Origin of the sequence: Raineyella sp. LH-20, assembly GCF_033110965.1 — a bacterium.
In the GTDB taxonomy this organism is placed as follows: domain Bacteria; phylum Actinomycetota; class Actinomycetes; order Propionibacteriales; family Propionibacteriaceae; genus Raineyella.
The window spans coordinates 253,081-278,512 of the sequence record NZ_CP137003.1 but is presented as its reverse complement, the minus strand read 5'-3'; the positions used below and the strand labels follow the sequence as shown (position 1 = coordinate 278,512).

Genomic DNA, 25,432 nt, shown 5'->3' with positions numbered 1-25,432 from the left:
CGAGGTGAACTGACATGGGTGGGGAGGACTGAGATGCGCCCGGTCGACAGCCGTACGGTCTCCGGGAGCGGCCTGCCGGCGGCCCTGGACCTGCTCACCCCGCCGTTCGCGGCCGGCGCCGGCCTGCGGGTGCTGCCGCTCGTGGACGGTGCGGTCGACGTTCCCGCCCTGCGGGCCCCGGTGGTCCTGGTCCGGCTCACCGCCCCGCTGGCGCGGCGGGCGGTCGTCGTACGATGCCGCGCCGCCGGCGGCGGTGCCGAGCAGCCGGCCGCGGTCTTCACCGCCTGGTCGGCGGCCGGCTCGCTGTTGCCGCTGTTCCTGCCCCAGCCGCCCGCCGACACCAGCGGGCCGATCCGGCTCGCCGTGACCGTACGCACCGCTGTCGGCGCGCCGTCCGCCGATCCGGCCGCGGCGATCGCGGCGGCCGGCCCGGACCTGCCGCCGGACGGGGCGGCCGCCCTGGTCGAGGTCCTCGCGCTCGAGGGGCGGCTGGCCCGGCTCGTGCACCTGCTCACCGCCGAGAAGCAACGTGTCACCGCCGTAGCGCGGGAGATCGCCGCCTCTCGGCACGTCTCCCTCGCCCGCTCCGGCGCCCTCGACGCGATCGGCGCCGACCACGGTGTGCCCCGTCTTCAGGGCGAGGGCGACGAGGCCTATCGGAGCCGGTTGCTGATCGTCACGTCGTGGCGGCTGGCCACCCCCGCCGGGTTCGACCGGGCGCTCAACGGGCCGCCCGAGCCGACAGCCGGTGGTGGCCCGAACCGCGGGCTGCCGGCCACCGTCGGCATCACCGCCCGGTTCCGGATCGTCGAGCGGTCCGACCAGCCGGCGGTGTCGGTCCGGGTGGTCGAGGTGGTGCCGCCACCGGCCGACGGTCCCAGCGCTTGGCGGCACCGCTTCGTCGAGCTGGCGTCCGGCGGCCTGCTGCTCGACCTCGACGGCGACACCCCGGCGGGCCTGCCGGATTCCACCCGCAGCCGCCTCGAGCAGACCCGGCAGATCCTCATCGGCCGGTTGACCCGCGACCAACCGCTCGACGACCGTCGCTACCTCGGTGCCGGCACCGCGACCTGCCTGGCCCGCGCCGTGCTGCTGCTCGAGGCGCTGACCGGTCCGGGCACCCTGACGCTACGGTCCGCGATGACGGCCGAGGCCGATCCACGGTACGACCTGGGGCTCGGAGTGGCCGTCGATCCGCCGACGGCCGACCGGGTCGACCGGGCGGTCGAGGCCGCCCGAGCCGCGCAGCAGGCGGCCGCGGCGGGTGGCGCCGCCGTGCTCCCGGGCATCGCCCCGGGCGTGGTCGGCGCGGTGCTCCGGGCCGCGGTCCGCGACCGCAGCGACGATCCGCAGGCGCGCTGGCTGTTCGCCGCCGCGGGCCTGGACGCCACCCCGCTGGACGACGGGACACTGCAGCTGACCTCGTTGCCCGGCCACGGCCTGGTCATCGAGGGACCGGCCCGGCTGGCGGAGGGCGAGACCGGGCGGTACGTGGCTCGGATGCGCGGCGCCGGCTCCGGCCGCAGCGTGCTGGTGGACGAGGCGTGGGCCCGGGCGCTGACCGGGTTCGGCCCGGCGGTGGCCGAGGTCCCGCCGCCCCTCGAGCCGGCCGACCTGGCGACGCTGCTGGGGACCGTCGCCACCGTCGCACCTGCGGTGCCCGCCGCGGCGCGGCCGCTGGTCGCCGCCGGGCTCGTCCCGGCGGTCCCCGGCGAGTTCGCGGCGCGGGTCCGGGAGGCGTACGACACCGATCTGCTGCTCGGCCTGGTGGTGCCGACCGGCCTGGCCGGGCTGGCCGCCGACGCCCCGGCCGCCGTCGCCGCCCGGGACACCATCCGCACCGACGTCGCGGTGCTCACCGCCGCGGGCTTCGTGTCGGTGCGGGTGCTGCCGCATCCCGACGGGAGCAGCCTGCTGGTGCTCGGCTCGGTCGGCCTGCTCCCCGGCGGCTCGAACCTGCCCGGTGAGCCGGTGCCGGCCACCTACCGCTGGTACGTCGCGCCCTTCCCGCCACCGGCCCCGGACCGGCCGATGGCTCCGGCCGAACGCTTCAGGTCGCTCGACTCGGGCGCGGTCGACGCCGACTGGTCGTTCCGGCTCGGTGGTCCGCGGCTGCGCCGGCCGCACCGATGGACGCCGGCGCCACTGGAGGTGCGCCGGGGCGTCGGCGGACGGGTGGAACTGCTGGCGACCCGTCCGGGGATCGCCCTGGTGGTGTGCGTCGCCCACACCCGTCGCGGTCTCGCCGACCCGTACGAGGTGCGGCTCGAACTCCCGGACGACGCGGTGCTCGACCTCCACCAGTACGGCTACCTGATGAACCTCCTCGAGGAGCTGTGCCCGCTCGGCATCGAGGTGAACACCTTCCCGATCCGGCGCAACCACGTCTCCCCCGACGGAGGCCCACCGCAGTTCCTGGCCGGAGAACTCTCCCGTACCTACACCCGTTACCGGCGGCGGCGCGGCGTGGGCGCCGAACGGTACGGCCCGCCTCCCGGCTGACACCGGGGCCCGTCCGGCCCCTCCGACCCGCACCCGCCGCCCGCCCGACCCGCACCCGCCACCCGCCCGACCGGCAGCCGAAACCCGTCCACCGCCCGTACGCCCAGGAGTCACCGTGTCCGAACCGATCTCCTTCCTCGACAAGGACATCCTCATCAAGGGGGTCTCGACGCAGCTCGTCGCCGGCACCCTGAAGGCCTCCGGTCTGGCCGAACGGGAGATCGGCGAGATCCTCGGCTGGTGGTACGTCGGTGCCGCCGGCGGCAGCAACCCGCCGCCGTTCGACTTCAGCACCGACGTCCAGGCGACCGACCCGGCGGACGAGGTGACATATGTCCGCAGCTTCGCCCACACCGACTGGGTCGACGGTGAGGACCGGGTGCAGGCCGGCGCCACGCCGGAGGAGCTCGGCTTCAACGCGCGCTTCCACGCGATCGAGAACGAGTTCGACGCGATCCGTGACCAGTTCGTCCGGCTCGCCGGCGGGGTGACGGAGCTGCGCTCCGATCTGGTCGGTGTGGTCAGGGAGCTCGAGGCCACGATCACCTCACTCCAGAACGACCTCCACGACCTGCGCAGCCGGGTCGACCGCGCCGGGACGTCGACCGGCCCGCGGGGCCTCGGCGTCCTCGGGACGGTCAAGGTGGGTGACAAGAGCGCCTACATCGCGCGGAGCGGCGACTCGTTCCAGCTGCTCGAGTTCGCCGGCAGCACCCTCGGCGAGACCGCCGTGCTGCCGCCCGAGGCGGTCAACCCGGCGGCCGTCTTCGATCCGGTGCACGCCCGTCCCGACGACGTGGTCCGGACCGTGGCGGGCCTGGAGGACCTGGTCTCCGCGCCCTCGGTCCGCGAGGTCGTCGACCGCCCCGGGGCGACCGTGGCCGACCTGCGCTCGGCGGTCGGCGGGGCGGTCCTGCCGTCGGGGGTGACCGCGGCATCGGTGCTCGCTGCGCTGCCCGCCGACCAGCAGCTCACCGGGGTCGCCGGGACGGTCTCGATGCTGACCGACCACGTCGTCGGTCTGCTCCCCGCGCCGACCGCGGACGCGGTGCTCAAGCAAGCGCTCGGGGACGCCGGCGGCGGCGCCGCCCCGGCCGACCTCGGTGCCGCCTCGGCCGAGGTGGTCGGTCTCAGCCCGGGCATCGTCGGGGCGCTCAACGGGGTCGGGGTGGACACCTCGGTGAACGGGCTGGCGCAACTGTCGACGGCGAGCCTGGTGCAGAAGCTGTCCGGGGCCGACGTGAACGTCAGCAGCGACGCCCTCCGCGACGCGGTGACCCGGACCAGGATCCTCGGCGCCTTCGCCCACCACTGACGTCATGCCCAGCTCCGTGGCCCGGGAGGGGGATGTCACCGCGACGGTCGGCCAGCTGCCGTACAGCGGCGCCACTAGCGGGACCTGGACGGCCGGCACGGTCGCCTCGACGACCGCGTCGGCGAGCAGCGACGGTGCGGCCGTCGTGGTGGGGGCCAGCTGCACCTTCTCCTTCAACGGGACGAACGGTCAGTCGCCGGTCACCGGGACCTCGACGGTGACGCTGTCCCCAGGGCCGCGGGTGCTGACCATCGGCGGCGTCGCACCGCTGGTCGACGGCGACTCCCAGCAGGACGCGTACGGCAACACGCTGCGGGTGGGGTCGACGGCGACCCTGCGGACCGAGTGACGAGCCGTCGAGGATTCGGGGCTGAGCGGACGCGGGTGTCGCGGTCTCGGGGCTCAGCGGGCCCGGGCGCGACCGTCGACCAGGGAGAACAGTTCCGGTGAGGGCTCGATGCCGAGCTCGCGGTGCAGGAGTGCCCGATAGGCGGCGAACCGGCGGGCCGCCTCCGACCGGTTCTCCTCGGCCAGGTAGGCCTCGATCAGCACCCGCTGGGCGCTCTCCCGCAGCTCGTCGGCGGCGGTGGCGACCAGAGCGATGTCCACCGCCTCCGCACAGTGCCCCCGGGCGATCAGCAGCCGGCCGAGCACCTCCAGGGCATGCAGCAGCCGCTGGCGCAGCCGCTCCCGTTCGACCAGGATCCAGTCGTCCTGCCACCGTGGCAGCAGGTCGAGACCCTCGACGTCCCACGGGAGGCAGGCGAGGTCATCGGGCGTCGCCTCCCCGGAGACCACCCGGACCGCCCACTCGTGCAGCAGGTCGACATCCACCAGGGCCCCGGGTGCCAGGCGCAGGCCGCCCGGGCTCGCCTCGACCATTCCCGGCCCGAGCCCTCCGAGCCGCCACACGGCGGTGCGCAGGTTGCCGGCGGCCCGGGCGGTGTCGGCATCCGGCCACAGAGCGGCCGCGACCTGTCGTCGTTCGTGGGTGCCCGAGTGCACCGCGAGGTAGGCCAACAGCCGGGCGGCGCCGTCACTCACCGGCGCCTCCCGGCCGGCATGACACACCCGTGGCTGACCCAGCAGATGGACGACGGGTCCCGGTCCGCGCCGAGCAGCCAGGCCCTGGATGAGGCCGATCGACATCTCTCCCCCGAAAGCGATGTGAGGTCCGATGTGACGAGAGGTGGGCGTACCCGGGGCCGGCCGGTGCGTGATGCAGCGGAGCCGGGGGTACGAGAGCGACCGAGGGCGGACGTGCGAAACGGCAGACACCCCGGGCGGGCATTGGTGATCCGAGTCGCACCGCGCCGGCGTGGTGTCACTGTAGCCCCGTCGAGGGCCCGGTCGACGGGCACTGGGCTGATACACAACTGCAGCGACCACCCGGTGGGGCCGCCGGGAACACGCGCAACACATCCGTCACCCCGACTCCGTACGCTCGGACCATGGATGTCGCGGTGATCGGTGCCACCGGTGCGGTGGGACGGCAGGTGTGCACGCAGCTGATCGAGCGCCGCGCGCTGCCCACCACCGCGCGACTGCAGCTGGTCGGGCGGCGGGGCGGGTCGTCGTCGGCGGCGACACACGGCTACCGGGCCGACCTGATCGACGCGTACGACGAGATCGCGCCGCTGTTCGACGTCGCGCTGGACCCCGACGAGGTGGTCGCCGATGTCATCGTGGTGGCCTCCGGGGCGACGTTGGGCACCCGGCCCGGCCAACCGGTCGACCGGGCGGCCCTGGCCCGCGCCAACCACGCCATGTTCGCGGCGTACGCCGACGCCCTCGCCGAGCACGGCTCGGGGGACGAGGTGGTCATCGTGGTCACCAATCCGGTGGAACTGGGGGTGGCGACGATGGCCGCTCGGCTCGGCCGGCAGCGGGTGATCGGGATGGGAGCCTGGCTGGACACGCTGCGCTTCCGCCGGGAGATCGCCCACAGCCTCGGCGTGCGGCGCCAGCGGATCGGCGGATTCATCGCCGGCCAGCATGGCGACGATGCGGTGCCGCTGTGGTCCTCGGTCCGGATCCGGGGACTGGTCGAGGGCGAGCGGGACCGAACGGTCGCCGCGCTGCGCGCCGGCCGTGACCTGGCCGACCTGCCGGCGGAGATCGCCACAGCGCAGGCCGAGTTGCTCGCCCAGCAGGACAGCGGGCGGGCGTTCGCGATGGTCGAGGCCTGGCCGCCCGATCTGCGGACGGTCACCCGGCCCTGGCTGACCCACCAGTCGGGAGCGCGGACCGCGGTGGGGACCGCCAACGCCACCGTGGACCTGATCTCGGCGCTGGCGGAGGGCCGAGAGATCGTGACGGCCGGTCAGGTCGCCCTGGCGGGCGAGACCCGGGTGGCCGGGGTGCCGGTGCACGGGGTGCTCGGGGTGCCGGTCGTGCTGGGGCCGGAGGGGTGGAGCGAGGTGCTGCTCGGTGACCTGCCGCCGGACGAGGACGCCCTGCTGGCTCGCGCCGCCCGGCGGATCGCCGCGACGATCGCCCCGTACGTTCCGGAAGGGGACTCGTACGTTCCGGAAGGGGACTTGGGATGAATGAACCGGTGGTGGACCCGTCCGCGCCGCGGTCCTGGGTGGCGCTGGTCCAATGCCTGGACCAGCCGGGGGCGTTGATGGCCCTCGCCTCGGTGTTCGCCGAGCGCGGCGTCAACTTCAGTTCCCTCGCCACCGGGGCGCTCGACGGGCGACCGGGGACGATCGCCCTCACCTTCGACGCGTCCGAGCGGCGCTGCCGGCTGTTGCGCCGGGCCGCCGAGCGCCTCACCGTGGTCCGGTCGCTGGTGTTGCGCCCGTTCGAGGACCCCGGAGCCCGAGCTGCCGGGGTGGTCAGGATGCCTCCCGGGAAGGCGTTCCGGCCGCCCGCCGGCCTGGACGTGGTCTGGTCCGGTGACTCGGCGGCGGGCGAGCCGGTGCTGGTGGAGGGCACCCTCGCCGAGGTGGCGGCGGTCGCCTCGGCAGCGCGTGAGGCGGGCGCCCTGACCATCGGCACGGTGGTCTCCGAGGTGCGCTGACCCCGGCGTCACCGCCGCCGGTCGGCGGCCCGCAGGATCGCCTTGCGCAGCTCGTTGGTCCACAGCACCAGCGACGCCATCGCCGCACACACCGCCCACTGTTGCAGGGTGAGCGGGGCGGTGCTGAACGCCGCCTGCAGGAACGGCAGCTCCACCACCGCCACCTGCAGCACCACCACCGCCCCGATCGACGCCCACAGCCACCGGTTCACGAAGATCCGGCGGAAGGCCGACGCGGTCTCCGAGCGGGAACTCAGCGCGTTGAACAGCTGGGCGAACACCAGCGTGGTGAAGGCCGCCGTCTGCGCCTCGACGTACGTGTGGCTGCCGGGCAGCAGTCCGCCGGGCAGCCATAGGTCGATCGTCAGCAGGCTGACCAGTCCCATCACCGCCCCGACCAGGCCGATGCCGAGCCACATCCGGCGATCGATCACCCGCTCGCGGGGGTCCCGTGGAGGGTCGGCCATCACGTCGTCGATCTGCGGGTCCACGCCCATCGCCAGCGCGGGGGCGGAATCGGTCACCAGGTTGATCCAGAGGATCTGGGTGGCGAGCAGCGGCAGCGCCAGCGCACCGGGCACGTCGTGGGCCAGCCCGAGGGGGGCGGCCAGCAGCACGCCGAGGAAGATCGTGCAGACCTCGCCCATGTTGGAGCTCAGCAGGTAGCGCAGGAACTTCTTGATGTTGGCGAAGATCACCCGGCCCTGCTCGACCGCCTCCACGATGGTCGCGAAGTTGTCGTCGGCGAGGATCATCCGGGCCGCCTCCTTGGTGACCTCGGTGCCGGTCCGGCCCATCGCGATCCCGATGTCGGCCGACTTCAGGGCGGGGGCGTCGTTGACCCCGTCACCGGTCATCGCCACGATCCGGCCGTCGTCCTGGAGCGCGTCGACGATCCGCAGTTTGTGCTCGGGGGCGACCCGGGCGTACACCGACACCTCGCGGGTCGCCGCCCGGAACTGCTCGTCGGTCAGCCCGTCCAGTTGCAGCCCGCTGAGCGCCCGCTCACCGGGCGCGATGAGGCCGAGGTCGGCACCGATCCGGCCCGCGGTCCCGGGGTGGTCGCCGGTGATCATGATCGTACGGATCCCGGCCCGGTGCGCCTGCCGGATCGCCGCCTGGGCCTCGGGCCGCGGCGGGTCGATGATCGCGACCATGCCGACGTAGGTGAGGTGTTCCTCGGCGGACTCGTCGAGGTTGTCGGCGTCGGCCCAGCCGGTCGCGCCGTCCGGTGCGCCCGCCGCCGAGGTGGCGTCCGCGGCCGTCGGTGCCGGCTCTTCCGGCGCGTCACGGTAGGCGACGCCGAGCGTCCGGTAGGCCTGCGAGGACAGCTCTTCGACCTGGTCGAGGATGCCCCGGCGGGTCGCCTCGTCCAGCGGATGGACCCGGTCGCCGACCAGGTGCCTGTCGCAGCGGTCAAGGAGGACGTCCGGGGCGCCCTTGCTCAGCAGCCGGGTCCGCCCGCGGTGGCTGTGCAGGGTGGACATCATCTTCCGCTCGGAGGTGAACGGGACCTCGGCCAGCCGCTCGTACGCGCTGAGATCGTGCCCCGGCCCCTCCAGCTTGCGCGCCGCGACGAGGAACGCCGCCTCGGTGGGATCGCCCTGGATCGACCACACCCCGTCCTGCTCGACCAGTTGGGCGTCGTTCGCCAGCGAGCCCTGCCGCAGCAGCGTACGGACCTCGGTCAGCAGCGCCCCGCCCGCGGACGATGCCGACAGGGGGCGGCCGTCGTGGCTGGCCTCGCCCTCGGGGCGGTAGCCGATGCCGGACAGCTCGACGGTGCCCGAGGCCGTCACCACCCGCTGGATCGTCATCTCGTTGCGGGTCAGCGTGCCGGTCTTGTCCGAGCAGATCACTGACGCCGACCCCAACGTCTCCACCGACGACAGCTGCTTGACGACCGCCCGGTGCCGGGCGAGCTGCTGCACCCCGATCGCCAGCACCACCGACAGGATCGCCGGCAACCCTTCCGGGACCGCCGCGACCGCCAGGGACACCCCGAGCAGCAGCACGTCCACCAGGGCCGCGGCGGTGCGCACCTCGTTGACCAGGACGATCGTCACCATCACCACGACCGCGATGCCGATGACGATCCGGCCGAGCGCCCGGGAGACGTGCGCGATCTCCTGGTCCAGCGGGGTCTCCTCGTCCTCGGTGCGGTCGAGCAGACCGGCGATGGCGCCCATCGCGGTGTCCATCCCGGTGGCGGTGACGACCGCCCGCCCGACACCGCGGGCGACGGAGGTGCCCCGGTGGGCCATGTTCAGCCGGTCACCGAGTGGCGCGGGTGCGGCCAGCGCGGTCGCGTGCTTCTCCACCGCGGACGACTCGCCGGTGAGGGCCGACTCCTGGATCCGCAGTGCCGCGCAGCTGACCAGCCGGGCGTCGGCGCCGACGGTGTCGCCCTCGGCCAGCAGCAGCACGTCGCCCGGGACCAGATCGGCGGCCGGGACGGTCAGCCGCCGTCCGTCCCGCAGCACCGTCGAGCGGGCCGCGGTGAGGGTGCGCAGCGCGGCGACGGCATCCAGTGCCTTGTGTTCCTGGACCAGACCGATCATCGCGTTGACCAGCAGGATGGTGACGATGACCAGGGCGTCGACGGGCACCCCGGTGGCGCCCTCGACCAGCCAGGCGAGCACCGAGATCGCCACTGCCACCAGCAGCAGGTAGACCAGCGGGTCCTGGAACTGGCGCACCAGCCGGTGCCAGCCGGGCTCCGGCGGGGTGCCGCGCAGCACGTTGGGTCCGTACGTCACCAGTCGTGCGGCCGCTTCGGCGGAGGACAGCCCCTGCTCGGGGTCGACCCGCAGGTCGGCGGCGAGGGCGGCGGCGGGTCGCAGGGTGGGATCGCCCAGTCGCGGCGCGGCCTGACGTGCGGGATGGGCGGAAGCGGAACGGGCGTCCGTGGCCACGTCTTCAGCCTAACGAGGCGGGGCGTGCCCGGGCGGCGGGAACGGTGCCGGGAACCGGCGGTGTGACGCATCGGGCGCCGGAAAAGCACAATGGGGCGATGGACGGGAACGCGACGGAGGGGAACGCGATCGACGGGAGCAGGGGACCGGTGGCTGACATCGCCTGGCTGGCGACCGCGGAGGGGGTACAGGCGCTGGCCGAGGCTTCGGCGCTGCCGGACACCGAGGCCCCCGGCGCGGTGGCGCGGATGCGGGCCCGCTACGGGGAGCACGCTGCCGGGGCCCTCACCCAGGCGTCCTTGCGGCGGGCGGCCCGGGTGAAGTTCGGCGCCGACGCGGACCGCTGGTTCTACACCCGCGCCGGTCTGGAACAGGCGACCCGACCCGCCGTGGCCGCCCATCGCGCCGCCACGTACGCCGCGGCGGGGGCCCGTACGGTCCTCGACCTCGGCTGCGGCATCGGGACCGACAGCTGGGCCTTCCTCGAGGCCGGCCTGGACGTCGTCGCGGTCGAGGTCGACCCGCTCACCGCCGCGGTGGCCGCGGCGAACCTCGCTCCGGCCGTCGCGGCCGGCCGGGCCCGGGTGCTGACCGGCGGCGCCACCGCTCTGCTCGACGCGTTGTGGTCGCCCGGGGTGTCGGTGTACGCCGACCCCGCCCGGCGGACCGGGGCGGGGCGCACCTGGAACCCGGCCGACTTCACCCCGCCGTGGGACTGGGCCGTCGGCCTGCTCGACCGGGCGGCTACGGACGGGGGAGTGGGCTGTCTCAAGCTCGGCCCCGGCCTGCCGTACCGGATGATCCCCGAGACGGCGGGCGCCGAGTGGGTCAGTCATCGCGGTGACCTGGTCGAGGTCGCGCTGTGGGCCGGTGCCGGCGGTGGCCTCCCCGCTCGCGGCACCCGGACCGCCACCCTGCTCGGCGAGGACGACACGGCGCACCGCCTCGTCGCCACCGATGCAGCGGCTGCGCTCCGGACACCGGCGGTCGGGGCGATGCTGTGGGAACCGGATCCGGCGGTCATCCGGGCCGGCGCGGTCGACACGCTGGCGGCCCTGCTCGGTGCCGGCCGGGTGGCCGAGGAGATCGCCTATCTGATCGGTGATCCGGTGATCGCGGTCGCTGAGGCAACGCCGGAGAGGACCGACCCGGAGGCGTACGCGACCGCGTTCCGGATCCTCGACGTGCTGCCGGCCAAGGAGAAGGTGCTGCGGGCCTGGGTCCGGGAGCACCAGGTCGGCCGACTGGAGATCAAGAAGCGTGGCGTCGACACCGATCCGGCGGCCCTGCGGCGGCGGCTGCGCCCGGCCGGTCCGCAGGCCGCCACGCTGGTGCTGACCCCGACCACGGACGGCGCCAAGGCACTGGTCGTGGAGCGGACACGTACGCCGCTCCCACGCGGCTGATCGAGCCGGGCAGGGGAGCGGCTCGATCGGGAGGGGAGCGGCCCGATCGGGCAGGCCACCCGTCCCCTACGATGCGGGCATGACTGTGGACCTCAGCGTGGAGATCGACGAATCCGACGCCGTCATCCTTGCCCTGGTCGCCGGGGCGGACGGCCGCGCCCTCGAGGCGTACGTGGCAGCGCTCGTCCATGCCGAGGCGCTCCGGCTGCGGCAGGCGGAGGCGTCGAGCCGTCTGGCGGACCGCCGGTACGCCGTCCAGGACACCTGGTTCCCGTCCCCGGGCCTGGATGCAGCGGCCGGGGAAGGAGAGAATGCGCCGGTGGCGGACCAGATCGACGACTAGCCTCCCGGCGTGAGCGAGAGCACTGAGCCCGTCCGGGTCGCCGACAGCCCGGCAGAGATGACCCACTTGGTCACGTCGAGTTGGCTGCGGAACCTCCCTGCGCGGCCTCACCTCCCTGCGCGGCCTCACCTCCCTGCGCAGCCTCACCTCCCTGCGCGGCCTCACCCCCTGCGCGGCCTCCCTCACACACAAACGCTCAGCTCTTCACCTCGCCCGTGCGTTTGTGCTGAATGACGGACACATCTGCGTGGGCGAGGTGTAGAGCTCTTCGGATGTGTCTGAGCCGGTGCCGCGAATGTGGCTGAGCCGGTGCCGCGGATGTGTCTGAGCCGGTGCCGCGAGCGAGCTGCTCCGAGCCACCCGCACCCGTCGGGGCCGCGACGAGGTGAGGAACGGGAAGCCGGCGCGGCTGACAGGTGAGGCTCGTCGGGCGGTTGACCTTTCCCGGCGCGGTACTGAGGATGGACGGTGTGAGGTGCGCCTCATCCGAGGTGCCCCACCAACGGATGGAGACATCGTGCCCAATCAGATCTTCGTCAATCTCCCGACGACCGACCTCGAGCGCTCCAAGACGTTCTTCACCGCCCTCGGCTGGCGGATCGAGCCGCAGTTCACCGACGAGAACGCCGCCTGCGTCGTGATCAATGACAGCATGTTCCTGATGATGCTCACGCCGGCGTTCTTCGCGACCTTCACCGACAAGGCGATCGCCGACCCGCAGACGGTGCTGCAGGTGGAGACCGCGTTCGGCGAGGACTCGCGGGAGGCCGTCGATGCCCTCGCCGACCGGGCGGTCGCCGCCGGTGGCCGGGAGCCGCGCCCCGCGCAGGACGCCGGGTTCATGTACTCGCGCAGCTTCGACGATCCGGACGGCAACCTCTTCAGCGCCGTCTGGATGGACCCGAACGGCATGCCGCCCGCCTGAGGGAGCCCGGATGTGCGGGCGGTCGGCCGGGCTGGACGCCGACCCAGGGTGCGCTGAGCTTCCGTCCACCATGATGGGGACGTGACCACCGACCCCGACCGCTCCCGCGAGGTGACCCGACGCCGCCTGCTCGGAGGGCTCCTCGGCACCCTGGCCCTCGGGACGGGCGCTGTGCTGACCGGCTGCACCCGTCCTCCGCTGGCACGGGAGGCGGCCGCGGGTGCCGCCCCCTCCGGTGGCCCGGCCGCCGGCACGACCTCGACCGCCAGCCCGTCGACCGCCACCCCGTCGGCCGCGGCCCTGACCGAGCAGCAGCTCGCGGCGGTGGCGCAGCGTCACCAGGGGCGTACGCCCAAGGCCTGGGGGCTGCAGACCGAGGGCGTCGTGCTGCGCAGCGGGCAGCAGCAGGTCGCGCTGACCTTCGACGCCTGCGGTGGCCCGGGCGGTGCCGGCGTCGACACCGCGCTGCTGGCGTTGCTGCGCGCCGAACAGATCCCGGCGACGCTCTTCCTCAACTCCCGCTGGATCGAGGCGAACCGTACGCTCGCCGACGACCTCGCGGCCGACGATCTCTTCGAACTGGCCAACCACGGCACCCGCCACCTGCCGCTGTCGGTCAGCGGGCGTTCCGCGTACGGCATCACGGGCACCGGCAGCGTCCGCGAGGTCGTCGACGAGGTGGCCGGCAATCACGATCTGCTGACCCGCCTCACCGGCAAGGAACCGCGCTACTTCCGGCCCGGCACCGCCTACTACGACGACATCGCCGTGCAGATCGTCCGCGACCTGGGCGAGATCCCGGTCAACTTCGACATCAACGGGGACGCCGGCGCCACCTTCACCACCGGCCAGGTCGCCTCGGCGGTCGGCGCCGCCCGCCACGGTTCGATCGTCATCAGCCATATGAACCAGCCGAAGGGGATGACGGCCGAGGGCTACGCGATCGCCCTGCCGAAGCTGAAGAAGGCCGGCATCACCTTCGCGCGGCTGGACGACCTCGGCCTGCGCTGACCCTCTGCCGCGGGCCAGTGGCGGACCGTCGGCGCGGCCGCTGGCCCACCCGGCACCGCGAGCGCCGCCGCGTAGCCCGGCAACGGGGTGGACAGGCTCCGGGCGGCGTACGCCGCCGACGCCGCCCACGCCACCGAGGGTGCTCGTCGCGCGGGACGGACGGACGCCCGGACGCCCGCCTTGAACAACGCCTCCCGACGCACCCACGCCTCGGCCTCGCGGGTGGAGCCCGCTGCATGTCGGTGGGCTGCACTTCCGGGAGCATCCTCGAGGTCTGCCACCCGCTGCACGTCCACCCCGACGGGCCCGGCCGGGCGCAGGGCGACGACGACCAGCAGGCCGGAGTGGGACACCGACACCCCGGGAGCGGCGGTGCAGAGGCCGAGGGTGCGGCTCCTTGTGCCGCTGGCCCCGGCGGCGGGCAGGATCACCCGTGGCGCGCCGTGGGGCCCTCCGCAGCCGGTGCAGGTCCGATCCACCAGCACGTCGTCCGGCGCCGCGCCGAGGTGTGCGGCGACCGCCACCCGGAGCAGGGCGGCGCCGACCAGGGACCGACCACGGTCGGCCGGGTGTTCCAGCGAGTCCACCCGGGCCCGCTCGACCGGGTCGAGGAGATCACGCAACGAACGGTCGGCCGCGGTGAGCGATGACCACCACACCTCGATACCCACGGGACCTCCTGTTCATTCATGGACCGCCTCGTTGCCGGCCCAACAAGCTTAGGCTAACCTTACCTGCCATGTCCCCTGTGACCGCCCTGGCCCCGCGCCCCGGTGTGCTGCTGCCCTCCCTGCTGGCGGCGATGCCGTCGGGGCGTCCCGCGTTGCTCACCGCCGCCGGTGACGCGCTCTCGTACGATCAACTGCGTGACGCCGTCGACGCGCTGGTCGGCGAGCTGCCCGATGCGGCCGACGGGCGATGCCTGGTCCACCTGCCGCTGCGCCCGGACCTGGCCGGCGTCACCGCCTACCTGGCCACCCTCGAGGCGGGTCATGTCGCGCTGGTCACCGCCGAGGACGCCAACGCGACGACGATCGCCCGGCGCTATCGCCCCGACCTCACCGCGACCGGTGATCCGGCCCGCCCGTTCGAGGTCGATCCGACGCTGCCGTTCGGGGCCGATCCGCGGGGGGTACGGCCACACCACCTGCTGCACCCCGATCTGGCGCTGCTGCTGAGCACCTCCGGCAGCACCGGGTCACCGAAGCTGGTCCGGCTCTCCCACGACAACCTGCGCAGCAACGCCGCCGCGATCGCCGCGGCACTGCACCTCACCGAGACCGACCGGGCCATCACCAGCCTGCCGTTGCACTACACGTTCGGCCTCTCGGTGCTCCACTCGCACCTGGCCGCCGGCGGCTCGGTGGTGCTGCACGACGGTTCGGTGCTCGACGAGACGACGTGGCGTACGGTCGACGACCTCGGCGTTACCCACCTGGCGGTCGTCCCGCACATGGTCGAACTGATGGAGTCGACCGGCGTCCTGGAACGCCCGCACCCCTCCCTGCGGCTGATCGCGCAGGCCGGCGGGCGGATGAGCCCCGAGCGGGTGCTCCACACCGCGGCCCTCGGTCGTGCCGGTGGCTGGGGACTGGCGGTGATGTACGGCCAGACCGAGGCCACCGCCCGGATCTGCGTGCTCGATCCGGCCCTGGTCGCCGAGCACCCGGACGCGGTCGGGCGGCCGATCGCCGACACCACCCTGCACCTCGACACCACCGTTCCCGAAGCGTCCGGGGGCGCCAGGGAGGTCGTCGTCCGCGGCCCGGGCGTGATGATGGGCTACGCCGAACACCCCGACGACCTCGCCCTGGGCGCGATGCTCACCGAGCTGCGCACCGGCGACATCGGCCGGATGGACGGCGACGGACTGCTCCGGCTGGTCGGCCGACGCTCCGGCTTCGTCAAGGTGATGGGCGTACGCATCGACGTCGCCCGGATCGAGGGTGCCCTCGAATCGGCAGGGTTCACCGCCTGCGTCGGCGGCGACGGGCGAGGCCTCACCGTGCTGGTCGCGCCGGAGGCGACGCGGACCGACCCCGCCCGGCCCGCCGCTGAGACGGCCATCGCAGAGACGGTCGCCACCGCCCGCCGACTGGTCGGTGAGGCCTCGGGGCTGGGGCCCGCCGCCGTCACCGTCGCCGTGGCGGACCTCGCCCGGTCCGCCAACGGCAAGGTGGACCGTCCCGGCTGTGCTGCGGCGGTGCGCCGGCTTGCCGCCGGCCCGTCCCTCGGGGTGACCGACTCCCCGCTGACCGCCGAGGTGGCCCGCGCGGTCGGCCAGGTCCTCGGCGCCGACGCCGTGGACCTGGATCGGACCTTCGTCCAGCTCGGCGGGGACTCGCTCAGCCACGTCCAGACCTCGATCCGGCTCGAGGGGCTGGTCGGCCCGCTGCCGCGCGGATGGCACCACCGACCGTTGCGCGAGCTGGTGGCCCTCGGCCGATCCGCCGGTCGTGCCACCACCACGCCGCCGGGCGTCCGTCCCGCCCCTCCCACCCGTCCCATCGGCCCGGCGCCGGCCGCCGCGGTCCGCGCCAGCGGCGGACCTGCCCGTCTCGCCGGGTGGTGGAGGTGGCACACCGTCGAGATGTCGATCGTCCTCCGTACGATCGCCGTGGTCCTGATCTGCGGCTCGCACGCCGAACTCTTCCGACTGCCCGGCGGCGCCCACACCCTGCTGGCCGTGGCCGGCTTCAATGCCGCCCGGTTCGGCCTGTCGCTGTCGTCCTCCGTCGGCCGCTGGCGGGCGAGCGCGCGGGTGCTGATCGGCGTCGCGGTGCCCACCGTGCTGATCGCCCTGGTCGGCATCGTCACCACCGACCGCTACGGCTGGTCCAACCTGTTCCTCGCGAACTGGCTGTTGGGTCGCCCGGATGCCGCTCCCACCCGCAACGAGCTGTGGTTCGTCGACACCCTCGTCGCGAGCACCGTGCTGTTCACCGCGCTGCTCTCGTCGCCGGCGATCGCCCGCGCCTGGCGTCGTGACCCGTGGCGCCTCGCCGCGGTCGTCACCGCGGTCGCCCTCGTGCCGCGCTTCGTCATCCTGGGGCTGGGCGACGGCCTGCTGCGCGGGATCGTGCCGACGACGTTCTGGTTCTTCGCCCTCGGCGCCGCCGCTGCGTACGCGGACACCCGGCCCCGCCGGCTGCTCACCGTCGCCCTCGCCGTCATCGGCGGAGTGACGTTCTTCCCCGGTGACCCGTCCCGCAACCTCACCATCGTCGCCGGCCTGACCCTGCTGACGCTGGTGCCGTCGGTGCGGGTGCCCGGCTGGGCGGTGCCGGTGGTCAGTCTGCTCGCCGCCGCTTCCCTCTACGTCTACCTCGTCCAGTTCCAGGTCCTCGCCGTCGTCCCCACGGCCCTCGGCGGGACCGTCGCCTCGATCGCCGTCGGCTGCCTGGTCTGGCGGCTCGCCGACCGCCACGTACGGCGGCTGCAGGATCTCGTCCCCCCACCCACCCGATGAAACGGAACACCGTGCCGACAAAGCGCCATGCCCTGCTAGCCCTGGTCCTCGCGATCCCGCTGCTCCTGACCGCCTGCGGCGGCAAGGCCGATTCCGGCTTCACGCCCCAGGCCGGAGTCCTGCAGATCTACTCCGCCCAGCACCACAACGTCACCCAGGCGTGGGCCGACGCGTTCACCGCCGCGACCGGGATCAAGGCCCAGATCCGCGACGGCGAGGACTCCTCGATGGGCCACATGATCGTCGAGGAGGGCAAGACCTCGCCGGCCGACGTCTTCCTCACCGAGAACTCCCCGGCGATGACCGTGGTCGAACGCGCCGGCCTGCTCGCCCCGGTGGACCCGGCGACCCTCGGGCAGGTCCGCGACGGCATGGCGCCCTCCACCGGGAAATGGACGGCGATCGCCGCCCGCTCGACCGTTCTCGTCTACAACAAGGACCTGATCCGCGAAGACCAGCTCCCGACGTCGATGATGGACCTCGCCAAACCGGAGTGGGCCGGCAAGTGGGGCGCCGCGCCGGGTGGTGCGGACTTCCAGGCGATCGTCGCCGGCATGCTCGCCGACCGCGGCGAGACCGAGACCCGGGCCTGGCTCGACGCCCTGTCGCGCAACGCGAAGGTCTACCAGAACAACATCGCCACCATGAAGGCGGTCAACGCCGGCGAGGTCCCGGTCGGCATCATGTACCACTACTACTGGTATCGCGACCAGGCCGGTGACAAGCAGGGCAGTGCGAACACCGCGCTGCACTACTTCGGCGGCGGGGACCCGGGTGCGTTCGTCAGCCTGTCGGCCGGTGGCGTGCTGGCCTCCTCCGACCTGCCCACCCAGGCCCAGCAGTTCCTGGCGTACGTCACCAGCCCCGCGGGCCAGAAGGTGCTGGTCGACAGCGGCTCCAAGGAGTACGTCGTCGGCAAGGGCGCTCCGTCCGATCCCGCCCTGCCGCCGCTCGACTCGCTCGACGCCCCGAAGGTCGACCCCTTCACGCTCAACTCCGACACGGTGGTCTCGGTGATGACGGATGCGGGCATCCTCTAGCGCGCGCGGGGTGGCGGTGGTCGCCGCCCTGGTCGCCGCCGTCGCCGTCCTGCCGCTGCTCGTCGTCATCCCCAGCGCCCTGTCCACCGGGGCCTCCGGTGCCCTCGACTATCTGCTGCGGCCCCGGGTCGGACGACTGCTCACCCACACCGGGATGCTCGTCGTGGTCACGGTGCCCGCCGCCATCGTCCTCGGCACCCTCGCCGCCTGGCTGGTGGAGCGGACGGCCCTGCCACTGGCGGGCCTGTGGCGGGCGCTGCTGCTGGCGCCGCTGGCCGTGCCGGCGTTCGTCAGCGCGTACGCCTGGGTCTCGGTGGCCCCGTGGATGACCGGCTTCGGCGGGGCCGCGCTGGTCACCACGCTGGCGTACTATCCGTTCGTCTTCCTGCCCGTCGCGGCCCTGCTGCGCGCGCTCGACCCGGGGGACGAGGAGGTCGCCCGCTCACTGGGCCTGTCGCCGGCGGCGGCCGTCGTCCGTACGGTGCTGCCGCGACTGCGCCCCGCCCTCAGCGGTGGGGCACTGCTGGTGACGCTGCACCTGCTCGCCGAGTACGGCGTGCTGGAGATGATGCGCTTCCAGACCTTCACCACCGCGATCATGCAGCAGTACGCCGTCGGCTTCAGCGACACCGCCGGTAGCCTGCTGGCCTCGGTGTTGCTGGTCCTCTGCCTGCTCGCCCTGGCACTCGAACTGCTCGCCCGCGGCCGACGCCGGGTCGCCCGGGTCGGCGCCGGCGCCCAGCAGCGTGCCGTCCCCGCCGCCCTGGGGGCGTGGACGGTGCCGGCGCTGCTCTTCCTGGCCGTGCTGGTGACCCTGTCCCTCGCCGTGCCGGTGGGGACCGTCGCCCGGTGGCTGGCCCGCGCCGACCTGACCGGACTCGCCGGCCAGCCGGTCGGCGGCCTGCTGCGGGTCACCCTCGCCACCCTGGTGCTCGCCGTGCTCGGCGCGCTGGCGGCGACCGCCGCGGCGCTGCCCGGCGCCTGGCTGCTCGCCCGGCACCGCTCCGGGATGTCGCTGACCCTGGAACGGCTCACCTACCTGTCCAGCGCGCTGCCCGGCGTGGTGGTCGGGCTCGCCCTCGTCACCCTCGCGGTCGGCTGGGCGCGCCCGGTCTACCAGACGGTCGGCCTGGTGGTGATCGCCTACGCGATCCTCTTCCTGCCCCGGGCGATGGTCTCGCTGCGCGCCGGCCTGGCCGCCGCGCCGCCGGAGCTGTCCGAGGCGGCCCGCTCGCTGGGATTGCGCGGCCCGGCGACCCTGGTGCGGGTGGTGCTGCCGCTGGTGGCGCCCTCCGTGCTCACCGGGACGGTGCTGGTGGCCCTGGCGGTCGGCACCGAGCTCACCGCGACGCTGCTGCTGGCTCCCACCGGCACCGACACCCTCGCCCTGGCCTTCTGGCGGCAGGCCGGCGAGCTCAACTACGCCGCCGCGGCGCCGTACGCGGCGATGATGATCGTGCTGTCCGTCCCACTGACCCTGCTGCTGCGGCGACAGATCCTGGAGGAACGATGAGTGAGGTGAGGTTGTCCGGTGTGACGGCCGGGTACGGGCGCGGAGCAGTGCTCCGGGGCGTCGACCTGACCGTGGCGGAGGGCACGACGACGGCCGTGCTCGGTGGCTCCGGCAGTGGCAAGACCACGCTGCTGCGGATCATCGCCGGGTTCCTGCGCCCGGATGCCGGGCAGGTGGTCATCGGGGGCCGTACGGTCGCCGGGCCCGGTGTGTGGGTGCCGCCGGAGCGGCGGGGTATCGGCTACGTACGCCAGGAAGGCGGGCTGTTCCCGCACCTGACCGTCGCCGGCAACATCGCCTTCGGACTGCCCTGGCCACGGCGGCGCCACCGGAACCGCGTGCTGGAGCTGCTCGACCTCGTCGGGCTGCCCGCCGACCTTGCCGAGCGGCGTCCCGACCAGCTCTCCGGCGGCCAGCAGCAGCGGGTGGCGCTGGCCCGCGCGCTCGCCCCCCGGCCGGGCCTGGTGCTGCTCGACGAACCGTTCTCCTCCCTCGACACCGGCCTGCGCGCCGCCACCCGGGAGGCCACCGCACGGGCGCTGCGGGCCGCCGGGGCGACCGCGCTGCTGGTCACCCACGACCAGGACGAGGCGCTGTCGTTCGCCGACGAGGTGGCGATCATGGGGGCCGGACGGTTCCGCCAGGTCGCCCGCCCCGAGGTGCTCTACCGGGAACCCGTCGATGTCGAGGTGGCGTCCTTCCTCGGCGACGCGGTGCTGCTCTCCGGTGTCGCCGACGACGGCCGGGTCAGCTGCCGGCTCGGTGTCCTCCCGGTGGGCGGTGACGCGCTCGCCGGGGCGGTGCGGGTGATGATCCGACCCGAACAGATCAGCCTCACCCCGTGCGGGACCGGACACCTGGACGCCACCGTCCGTAGCGTCGAGTACTTCGGCCACGACGCGGTGGTCGGCCTGGACCCACTGGACGACCCGGTGACCGAGCCCCTGCTGATCGGGAGCGGCTCCACCGAGACGGTGCAGATCCCAACCGGGCCGATCCCCGCCGGGTCGATCTCCGCCGGGCCGATCCCCGGGTCGATCCCCGCCGGGCCGATCCACGCCGGCTCCACCGAGGCAGTACCGATCCCCACCGGGGCAGCCGAGGCTGCGGCGGTCGGGATGGTGTCGACCACGCCGGCGCCGGATGAGGCCGGAACCGCTGTGGCGGTCGTCGAACCCGGTCTGCGGGCCCGGGTGATCGGACTGCAGCCGCCGTCGCCCGGGGACCGGGTCGGCGTCCGGGTCGTCGGGTCGGTACGGGTCTTCCCGGGCTGATCCGACGACCTCGGCGCCGGTCAGCGGGCTGCGGCCCGTGCCGGTGGCGGGACTGCTCCGGGACTCAGGGCCGACGGGCCTCGAACTCGAGACGTACGTAGTCGATCACCGGCTCGTCCATCGCCCGGGCCACGGCGTCGACGTACGCGTCGCGGTCCTCCTCGGGCATGCCGCGCAGCACCTCGCCGAGGATGATCGTGGCCAGGAACGGCCGCAGCGTCGCCTCGTCGAGGACCAGCGGCTCGGGGCGCAGCCGGACCGCCACGTCCACGAAGCCGGCCGCCCCGAGAGCGGCCCGGGTCTCCTCGACGCCGGCGAAATGGGTCGTCTCGGCGGGCTGGGTGGCGCCGCCGACCAGCCGGGCGGCGCGATGGACCCGTTCCAGTTGGCCCTCGCCCCCGGCGTCGACGACGAACCGGCCACCGGGACGCAGCGCCGCTGCGACGGAGCGGAACACCGGCCCGTGATCCGGGATCCAGTGCAGCGTGGCGACGCTCATCACCGCGTCCACCGGCTCGCCCACGGTGAAGCCCTCCCGCAGATCGGCCTGCCGCAGCACGACCCGCTCCGCGTACGGCGCCAGGGTCTGGGCGGCGGCGGTCAGCATCCGCGGCGAGCCGTCCAGGGCGACCAGCCGGCATCCCGGATGCTCGGCCAGCAGCACCGCGGCGTCGCGCCCGGTGCCGCAGCCGAGCTCCAGGATCGTCTCCCCGTCCACCGGACGCAGCCGATCCAGCACCCGCCGACCCCAGCCGACGTGCGGCAGGGGCAGCGCGCCGTACGTCGCGGCATCCCAGTCACGGGGTGACGCGACGGGCGAGGTGGCGGAGGTGCTCGTCGGCTGGGGGGTCGAACGGGACGCCTTGTCCTGCGGATCGGTCATGCGGTCATTGTGCCCGCCGGCCGGCCGGAACTCACCCGACCAGGTCGGTCTCCTGCGGATCCTCGAGGGCGTCCTGCGCGGTGATGTGGCGAGTGCCCGGCGTGTGCTCCGGCGGGGCGTAGAGCGAGTAGAGCTTGAGCGGCTCCTCCCCGACGTTGATCACGTTGTGGTAGCTGCCCGCCGGGATGAGGATGGCCCAGTCATCGGTGACCTCCTGGTCGAGGGTGTAGTCGTCCTTGGCCGGCCCCATCACCACCCGGGCCCGACCCTGCTCGATCCGGATGAACTGGTCGTGGTCGTCGTGGATCTCCCCGCCGACCTCGCCACCGGGCTCGATCGCCATCACGGTCATCTGCAGGTTGGTCCCGGTCCACAGGGTGTCGCGGAAGTAAGTGTTGTCGATGGTGGCGGCCTCGATGTCCACCACGTACGGGTTGGGTCCGGCGTCGGTCATGCCGTTCGTCCTTCCTCGATGCGGTTGTGGCCCGAGCCTAATCCGCGGCACCGACACTCCGCCGCCGGGCGGTCTGACCGGGCGGGTCGGGGGCCGCCCGGAAGCTCGCGGACAGTGCCCGGTACTGCGGGGTGAGCATCGAGCCCAGGGCGAGCAGGACGCAGCCGAGGCCGGCGACCAGCAGGATGAGCGCGATGCCGCGGTCGTCCCCGGCACCGAGCAGCCACTGCCACTGCCGTCGTCCGGCGTCGGTGCGCAGCGCCGGGATGATCCACCACTGCGCGAGCGGAGCGGTCAGCAGGCTCATCACCGGGGCGACGGCCATTTCGAAGGTCATCGCGAACCCGAACACCCGACCCTGCTTCTCGTACGGCACCAGACGTTGGATCACCGTCTGTTCGGCGGCCTCGGCCGCGGGCACCAGAGCCATGAACAGCCACAGTCCCAGGACGTAGAGCCATCCCCACTCGCGGAACGTGGACAGCGCCCCGGCGGCCCCGAGCGCGCCGGCGGCCAGCAGCATGGTGCGGACCGGGTTCTTCCCGAGCCCGACCGCCGCGACGAGCGCGCCGCCGCCGATGAAGCCGGTGGAGGCCACCGCGAACCAGATCCCCCACCCCTGGACGCCGAACCGGTCGATGCCGTACGGGTCCATCACCGCACCCGCGACGCCGCTGAACAGGTTGTTGACCGTGGTGAACAGCACCAGGGCGAACAGCCCCCGGACGGCCCGGACCGCGAGCCAGCCACCGCGCAGGTCCACCCATGCAGAGGAGGAGGTCGCCGCTGCGGGACGCGCCTCGGGGATCGGCAGCGGTGCGAGGTGGAGCAGCGTGAGGGCGATCGCGGCAAGGCCGATGAGGAGCGTCCAGCCCATCCCCAGGAACCCGACGGACAGGCCGCTGAACACGCTGGTGACCACCATCGTCACGCCCTGGACCGACCCGACCAGCCCGTTCGCGTTGGCGTGGCGGTCCTCGGGCACCAGCAGGGTGACGGTCGTCGCCAGTGCGATGGTGCGCAGTTGCTCCACCACCGAGCCCGCCAGCATCACGACGGCGAAGACCCAGAACCACGGCAACCTCAGATCGACGATCCGCTCCGCGCCGACCGCGAAGAAGAACCCGGCATCGAGACCGAAGACCGCCAGTGCGGCGAGGGTCGCCGACACCATCACGGTCTTCTTGCGGAACCGGTCGACCACGGTGCCGAAGAACATGCTGAACAGGGAGATGAACAGCAGGTACGCCGCACCGATCACCCCGGTCGCGATCACGTTGCGGGTCTCGGCGTAGATCCAGAACGTCAGGCCGAACCACAGGAAGCTCGTGGTGACATTGGCCACCGCCGTGTTGGCGAGGACATGGAGGAAGGTCCGGAACCCGGCCCGCGGCGGCGCGGACGCGGGGGCTGCGGGCGCCGCGGAGACCGGGATCGGGGTCCGGGCCGGGGGCGGGGTCCGGGGCGGGGCCATGGTCGGGGTCGCGGGCGGGGTTGCGGCCGAGGCCGAGTCCGGGATCGGGTCCGAAGCCGGGATCGAGTCCGCGCTGGAAGCAGTGGGCGGGGCGGACGTGGAGGCCGGGGAGGTGGGGGTCACCTCGGCGACACGGTCTGGTGGGATCTGTGGCTCGTTCATCCCGGTCGTCCTCGACTCGACGACGTCTGGTCAGGTCTCCACAGTAACTCGTACAGTCATGTTCAACAAGGGTGTGGCGATCATCACGTGCGTCGGTTGTGCAGGGTCTCCCGGCGGAACACGCGTGAGGAACCGCACCCTGCGCCGCGACCGGGACCCGACGGTGGCACGGGTGGCTCGGCGCGGTGCCTCCCGCTGCACCGGCTCAGACACATTCGATGACCTCTGCGTTTCGCCCGCGCACATGTGCCTGTCATTCAGCACGAACGCGTGGGCGAGGTGAAGAGCCGAGCGTTTGTGCCGGATGAGGCCCTTGGCATGGTGTGAATCCTGCGGTGGCCCGTGGGCGCGTCCTTGAGTGTCAGGCTCGCGAGACGGGTCACCGTGGTTTCGGGCTAATGGCCAAGGAGCCTCGAAGGATGCCCACGATGACCTCAGTCGGTGCCCTGACCACTGAACTGCTCGCCGATCCCGACCGGTCATACGACCAGGTCCTCCGCCGCTTGATCCGGGTCGGCCTGCAGGACCTCGTCGCCACTCCGCTGCGGATGCGGATGCTCCTTCTGCCAGCCGCCGCTGTTTCAGCGATCCGCGGCCCGCCGGCAGGCCGCAGTTGACTGAAAGCGCGGCAGTTGACTGAAAGCGCGGCAGTTGACTGAAAGCGCCGCAGTTGACTGAAAGCGCGGCGGCTGACTGCAACTCGCGCGTTGCGGTGGCGAAGGCTGTTGAAGGCGCGGCGGCGAGGAACCCCGGGGCGAATCAGCCCACCCGGGCACAGCCGCCCAGGCCCGGGGATCGGGCCGTTCGATGTCGGCGGGCCACTGCACCGGATAGGGTTCACGACATGCCAGCGAGCGGCCAACGAGCAGACGACACCGTCGCCTCCCTGCTGCGCGGCCTCGAGGTGATCGGGATCCTCGCCCGCGCCGACCGGCCGCTGTCGCTGGCCGAGATCGCCCGGCTCGCCGACACCACCCGCGCCACCGCCCGGCGGCTGCTGCTGACGCTGGAGGGGGTCGGCTACGTGTCGAGCGACGGCCCGACGTTCTGGCTGCGCCCGCGGATCATGGAACTCGGCGACACCTACCTCGAGGTGCTCGCGCTGCCGCGGATCGCCCATCCGCACCTGTCCGACCTCGCCGAACGGGTCCGGGACACCTGCTCGTTGACCGTGCTCGACCGGGACAGCGTCGTCTACGTCGACCGGGTCAAGGGCCCGCGGCTGATGAACGTCAACATCGCCGTCGGCAGCCGGTTCCCGGCGTATTCGATGTCGAGCGGGCGGGTGCTGCTGGCCGATCTGTCGGACGCTGAGCTGCAGGACTACCTGGCCCGGCTGCAGGGCGAGCCGCTGGTCGCGGCGCCGGGGACCGCGGCGACGGTGACCACCCCCGAGGATGTCGCCAGGGTGGTCCGCCGGGCGCGGGAGGACGGCTACTCCGTCACCGACCAGGAGCTCGATCCGGCGTTGCGCTCGATCGCCGTCGCCGTCCATGGTCCGGACGGTCGCGCCGTGGCGGCCGTCAACGTCTCCACTCACGTCACCCGGACGACGGTGCAGCAATTGCACGACGAGGTCCTTCCGGATCTGCTCGCTGCGGTGCGAGCGATCGAGGAGGACCTCGCCGGACAGGCCGTCGACGGCTGACCGGGACCGGCGCCGTCCGACCAGGGACTCCGCGCGGGGCGTACGTCCCGGGGAGTCGTACGTGTCAGTGGGC

The 25,432-nt window shown here is 73.4% G+C and carries 21 protein-coding genes; 15 read left to right on the top strand and 6 right to left on the bottom strand.

Annotated features, from left to right (window positions below; translation table 11 throughout):
- The first annotated feature begins 33 nt into the window (after positions 1-33).
- The 3 genes from R0146_RS01110 to R0146_RS01100 all read left to right on the top strand — a co-directional run bounded on the left by R0146_RS01110 (position 34) and on the right by R0146_RS01100 (position 4,166).
- Positions 34-2,502 (top strand): hypothetical protein, encoded by a 2,469-nt coding sequence (locus R0146_RS01110; protein ID WP_317691031.1) that lies wholly within the window; start codon positions 34-36, stop codon positions 2,500-2,502.
- A 115-nt stretch (positions 2,503-2,617) separates the two neighbouring features.
- Positions 2,618-3,817 carry a hypothetical protein gene (locus R0146_RS01105; RefSeq protein WP_317691030.1) on the top strand — a complete coding sequence of 400 codons (1,200 nt, stop codon included), beginning with the start codon at positions 2,618-2,620 and terminating at the stop codon, positions 3,815-3,817.
- Between the two features lie 4 nt (positions 3,818-3,821).
- Positions 3,822-4,166: a hypothetical protein gene (locus R0146_RS01100; protein WP_317691029.1), complete on the top strand. Its 345-nt coding sequence runs from the start codon at positions 3,822-3,824 to the stop codon at positions 4,164-4,166.
- 53 nt (positions 4,167-4,219) lie between these two features.
- Here R0146_RS01100 and R0146_RS01095 read toward each other — a convergent pair whose 3' ends face one another.
- Positions 4,220-4,966 (bottom strand): AfsR/SARP family transcriptional regulator, encoded by a 747-nt coding sequence (locus R0146_RS01095; protein WP_317691028.1) that lies wholly within the window; start codon positions 4,964-4,966, stop codon positions 4,220-4,222.
- Positions 4,967-5,268: 302 nt separating this feature from the next.
- Here R0146_RS01095 and R0146_RS01090 point away from each other — a divergent pair, with 302 nt between their 5' ends.
- Positions 5,269-6,366, top strand: coding sequence for a lactate/malate family dehydrogenase (locus R0146_RS01090; protein WP_317691027.1), 1,098 nt, complete (start codon positions 5,269-5,271; stop codon positions 6,364-6,366).
- Positions 6,363-6,842, top strand: a complete 480-nt coding sequence (locus R0146_RS01085; protein WP_317691026.1) for an ACT domain-containing protein — start codon at positions 6,363-6,365, stop codon at positions 6,840-6,842. The genes R0146_RS01090 and R0146_RS01085 overlap by 4 nt, the downstream gene beginning before the upstream one ends.
- Positions 6,843-6,850: 8 nt before the next feature.
- On the opposite strand, the gene R0146_RS01080 is transcribed toward R0146_RS01085, so the two are convergent.
- The gene (locus R0146_RS01080; RefSeq protein ID WP_317691025.1) at positions 6,851-9,757 is read right to left on the bottom strand and encodes a cation-translocating P-type ATPase; all 2,907 of its coding nucleotides are present in this window, start codon (positions 9,755-9,757) and stop codon (positions 6,851-6,853) included.
- 98 nt (positions 9,758-9,855) lie between these two features.
- On the opposite strand from R0146_RS01080, the gene R0146_RS01075 reads away from it, so the two are divergent.
- The 4 genes from R0146_RS01075 to R0146_RS01060 all read left to right on the top strand — a co-directional run bounded on the left by R0146_RS01075 (position 9,856) and on the right by R0146_RS01060 (position 13,442).
- Positions 9,856-11,163: a class I SAM-dependent methyltransferase gene (locus R0146_RS01075; RefSeq protein ID WP_317691024.1), complete on the top strand. Its 1,308-nt coding sequence runs from the start codon at positions 9,856-9,858 to the stop codon at positions 11,161-11,163.
- Positions 11,164-11,242: 79 nt separating this feature from the next.
- On the top strand, positions 11,243-11,506 hold the full coding sequence (locus tag R0146_RS01070; RefSeq protein WP_317691023.1) for a hypothetical protein: 264 nt from the start codon (positions 11,243-11,245) through the stop codon (positions 11,504-11,506).
- A 517-nt stretch (positions 11,507-12,023) separates the two neighbouring features.
- A complete protein-coding gene (locus tag R0146_RS01065; RefSeq protein WP_317691022.1) occupies positions 12,024-12,431 on the top strand; it encodes a VOC family protein in 408 nt (135 codons plus the stop codon).
- 81 nt (positions 12,432-12,512) lie between these two features.
- Complete coding sequence (locus R0146_RS01060; protein WP_317691021.1) at positions 12,513-13,442, top strand: polysaccharide deacetylase family protein; 930 nt, start codon at positions 12,513-12,515, stop codon at positions 13,440-13,442.
- Here the strand turns inward: R0146_RS01060 and R0146_RS01055 are convergent.
- Complete coding sequence (locus tag R0146_RS01055; RefSeq protein ID WP_317691020.1) at positions 13,367-14,113, bottom strand: 4'-phosphopantetheinyl transferase family protein; 747 nt, start codon at positions 14,111-14,113, stop codon at positions 13,367-13,369. The genes R0146_RS01060 and R0146_RS01055 overlap by 76 nt on opposite strands.
- A 68-nt stretch (positions 14,114-14,181) precedes the next feature.
- On the opposite strand from R0146_RS01055, the gene R0146_RS01050 reads away from it, so the two are divergent.
- Genes R0146_RS01050 through R0146_RS01035 form a run of 4 tightly spaced genes read left to right on the top strand, consistent with a single transcriptional unit; the run spans position 14,182 to position 20,738 of the window.
- Positions 14,182-16,911 carry an AMP-binding protein gene (locus R0146_RS01050; protein ID WP_317691019.1) on the top strand — a complete coding sequence of 910 codons (2,730 nt, stop codon included), beginning with the start codon at positions 14,182-14,184 and terminating at the stop codon, positions 16,909-16,911.
- Between the two features lie 11 nt (positions 16,912-16,922).
- Positions 16,923-17,951 carry an extracellular solute-binding protein gene (locus R0146_RS01045; RefSeq protein ID WP_317691018.1) on the top strand — a complete coding sequence of 343 codons (1,029 nt, stop codon included), beginning with the start codon at positions 16,923-16,925 and terminating at the stop codon, positions 17,949-17,951.
- The gene (locus tag R0146_RS01040) at positions 17,935-19,464 is read left to right on the top strand and encodes an ABC transporter permease (protein ID WP_317691017.1); all 1,530 of its coding nucleotides are present in this window, start codon (positions 17,935-17,937) and stop codon (positions 19,462-19,464) included. Before R0146_RS01045 ends, R0146_RS01040 begins: the two co-directional genes overlap by 17 nt.
- Positions 19,461-20,738, top strand: a complete 1,278-nt coding sequence (locus R0146_RS01035) for an ABC transporter ATP-binding protein (RefSeq protein ID WP_317691016.1) — start codon at positions 19,461-19,463, stop codon at positions 20,736-20,738. Before R0146_RS01040 ends, R0146_RS01035 begins: the two co-directional genes overlap by 4 nt.
- Before the next feature lie 64 nt (positions 20,739-20,802).
- Here R0146_RS01035 and R0146_RS01030 read toward each other — a convergent pair whose 3' ends face one another.
- Genes R0146_RS01030 through R0146_RS01020 form a run of 3 tightly spaced genes read right to left on the bottom strand, consistent with a single transcriptional unit; the run spans position 20,803 to position 23,711 of the window.
- Positions 20,803-21,621, bottom strand: a complete 819-nt coding sequence (locus R0146_RS01030; protein ID WP_317691015.1) for a class I SAM-dependent methyltransferase — start codon at positions 21,619-21,621, stop codon at positions 20,803-20,805.
- 31 nt (positions 21,622-21,652) lie between these two features.
- Positions 21,653-22,075: a cupin domain-containing protein gene (locus R0146_RS01025; protein WP_317691014.1), complete on the bottom strand. Its 423-nt coding sequence runs from the start codon at positions 22,073-22,075 to the stop codon at positions 21,653-21,655.
- Positions 22,076-22,112: 37 nt separating this feature from the next.
- Positions 22,113-23,711 carry an MFS transporter gene (locus tag R0146_RS01020; protein ID WP_317691013.1) on the bottom strand — a complete coding sequence of 533 codons (1,599 nt, stop codon included), beginning with the start codon at positions 23,709-23,711 and terminating at the stop codon, positions 22,113-22,115.
- 428 nt (positions 23,712-24,139) lie between these two features.
- Between R0146_RS01020 and R0146_RS01015 the strand changes: the two genes are divergently transcribed.
- On the top strand, positions 24,140-24,328 hold the full coding sequence (locus tag R0146_RS01015) for a hypothetical protein (protein ID WP_317691012.1): 189 nt from the start codon (positions 24,140-24,142) through the stop codon (positions 24,326-24,328).
- 227 nt (positions 24,329-24,555) lie between these two features.
- Positions 24,556-25,359: an IclR family transcriptional regulator domain-containing protein gene (locus R0146_RS01010; protein WP_317691011.1), complete on the top strand. Its 804-nt coding sequence runs from the start codon at positions 24,556-24,558 to the stop codon at positions 25,357-25,359.
- Positions 25,360-25,432: the final 73 nt, after the last annotated feature.

Bases quoted from the DNA above. Each gene is read 5' to 3' on its own strand.
- R0146_RS01090 (WP_317691027.1), top strand. From the start codon at position 5,269: ATGGATGTCGCGGTGATCGGTGCCACCGGTGCGGTGGGACGGCAGGTG.
- R0146_RS01040 (WP_317691017.1), top strand. From the start codon at position 17,935: ATGCGGGCATCCTCTAGCGCGCGCGGGGTGGCGGTGGTCGCCGCCCTG.
- R0146_RS01070 (WP_317691023.1), top strand. From the start codon at position 11,243: ATGACTGTGGACCTCAGCGTGGAGATCGACGAATCCGACGCCGTCATC.
- R0146_RS01025 (WP_317691014.1), bottom strand. From the start codon at position 22,075: ATGACCGACGCCGGACCCAACCCGTACGTGGTGGACATCGAGGCCGCC.
- R0146_RS01035 (WP_317691016.1), top strand. From the start codon at position 19,461: ATGAGTGAGGTGAGGTTGTCCGGTGTGACGGCCGGGTACGGGCGCGGA.
- R0146_RS01110 (WP_317691031.1), top strand. From the start codon at position 34: ATGCGCCCGGTCGACAGCCGTACGGTCTCCGGGAGCGGCCTGCCGGCG.
- R0146_RS01050 (WP_317691019.1), top strand. From the start codon at position 14,182: ATGTCCCCTGTGACCGCCCTGGCCCCGCGCCCCGGTGTGCTGCTGCCC.
- R0146_RS01010 (WP_317691011.1), top strand. From the start codon at position 24,556: ATGCCAGCGAGCGGCCAACGAGCAGACGACACCGTCGCCTCCCTGCTG.
- R0146_RS01075 (WP_317691024.1), top strand. From the start codon at position 9,856: ATGGACGGGAACGCGACGGAGGGGAACGCGATCGACGGGAGCAGGGGA.
- R0146_RS01095 (WP_317691028.1), bottom strand. From the start codon at position 4,966: ATGTCGATCGGCCTCATCCAGGGCCTGGCTGCTCGGCGCGGACCGGGA.
- R0146_RS01030 (WP_317691015.1), bottom strand. From the start codon at position 21,621: ATGACCGATCCGCAGGACAAGGCGTCCCGTTCGACCCCCCAGCCGACG.
- R0146_RS01085 (WP_317691026.1), top strand. From the start codon at position 6,363: ATGAATGAACCGGTGGTGGACCCGTCCGCGCCGCGGTCCTGGGTGGCG.
- R0146_RS01015 (WP_317691012.1), top strand. From the start codon at position 24,140: ATGACCTCAGTCGGTGCCCTGACCACTGAACTGCTCGCCGATCCCGAC.
- R0146_RS01100 (WP_317691029.1), top strand. From the start codon at position 3,822: ATGCCCAGCTCCGTGGCCCGGGAGGGGGATGTCACCGCGACGGTCGGC.
- R0146_RS01020 (WP_317691013.1), bottom strand. From the start codon at position 23,711: ATGAACGAGCCACAGATCCCACCAGACCGTGTCGCCGAGGTGACCCCC.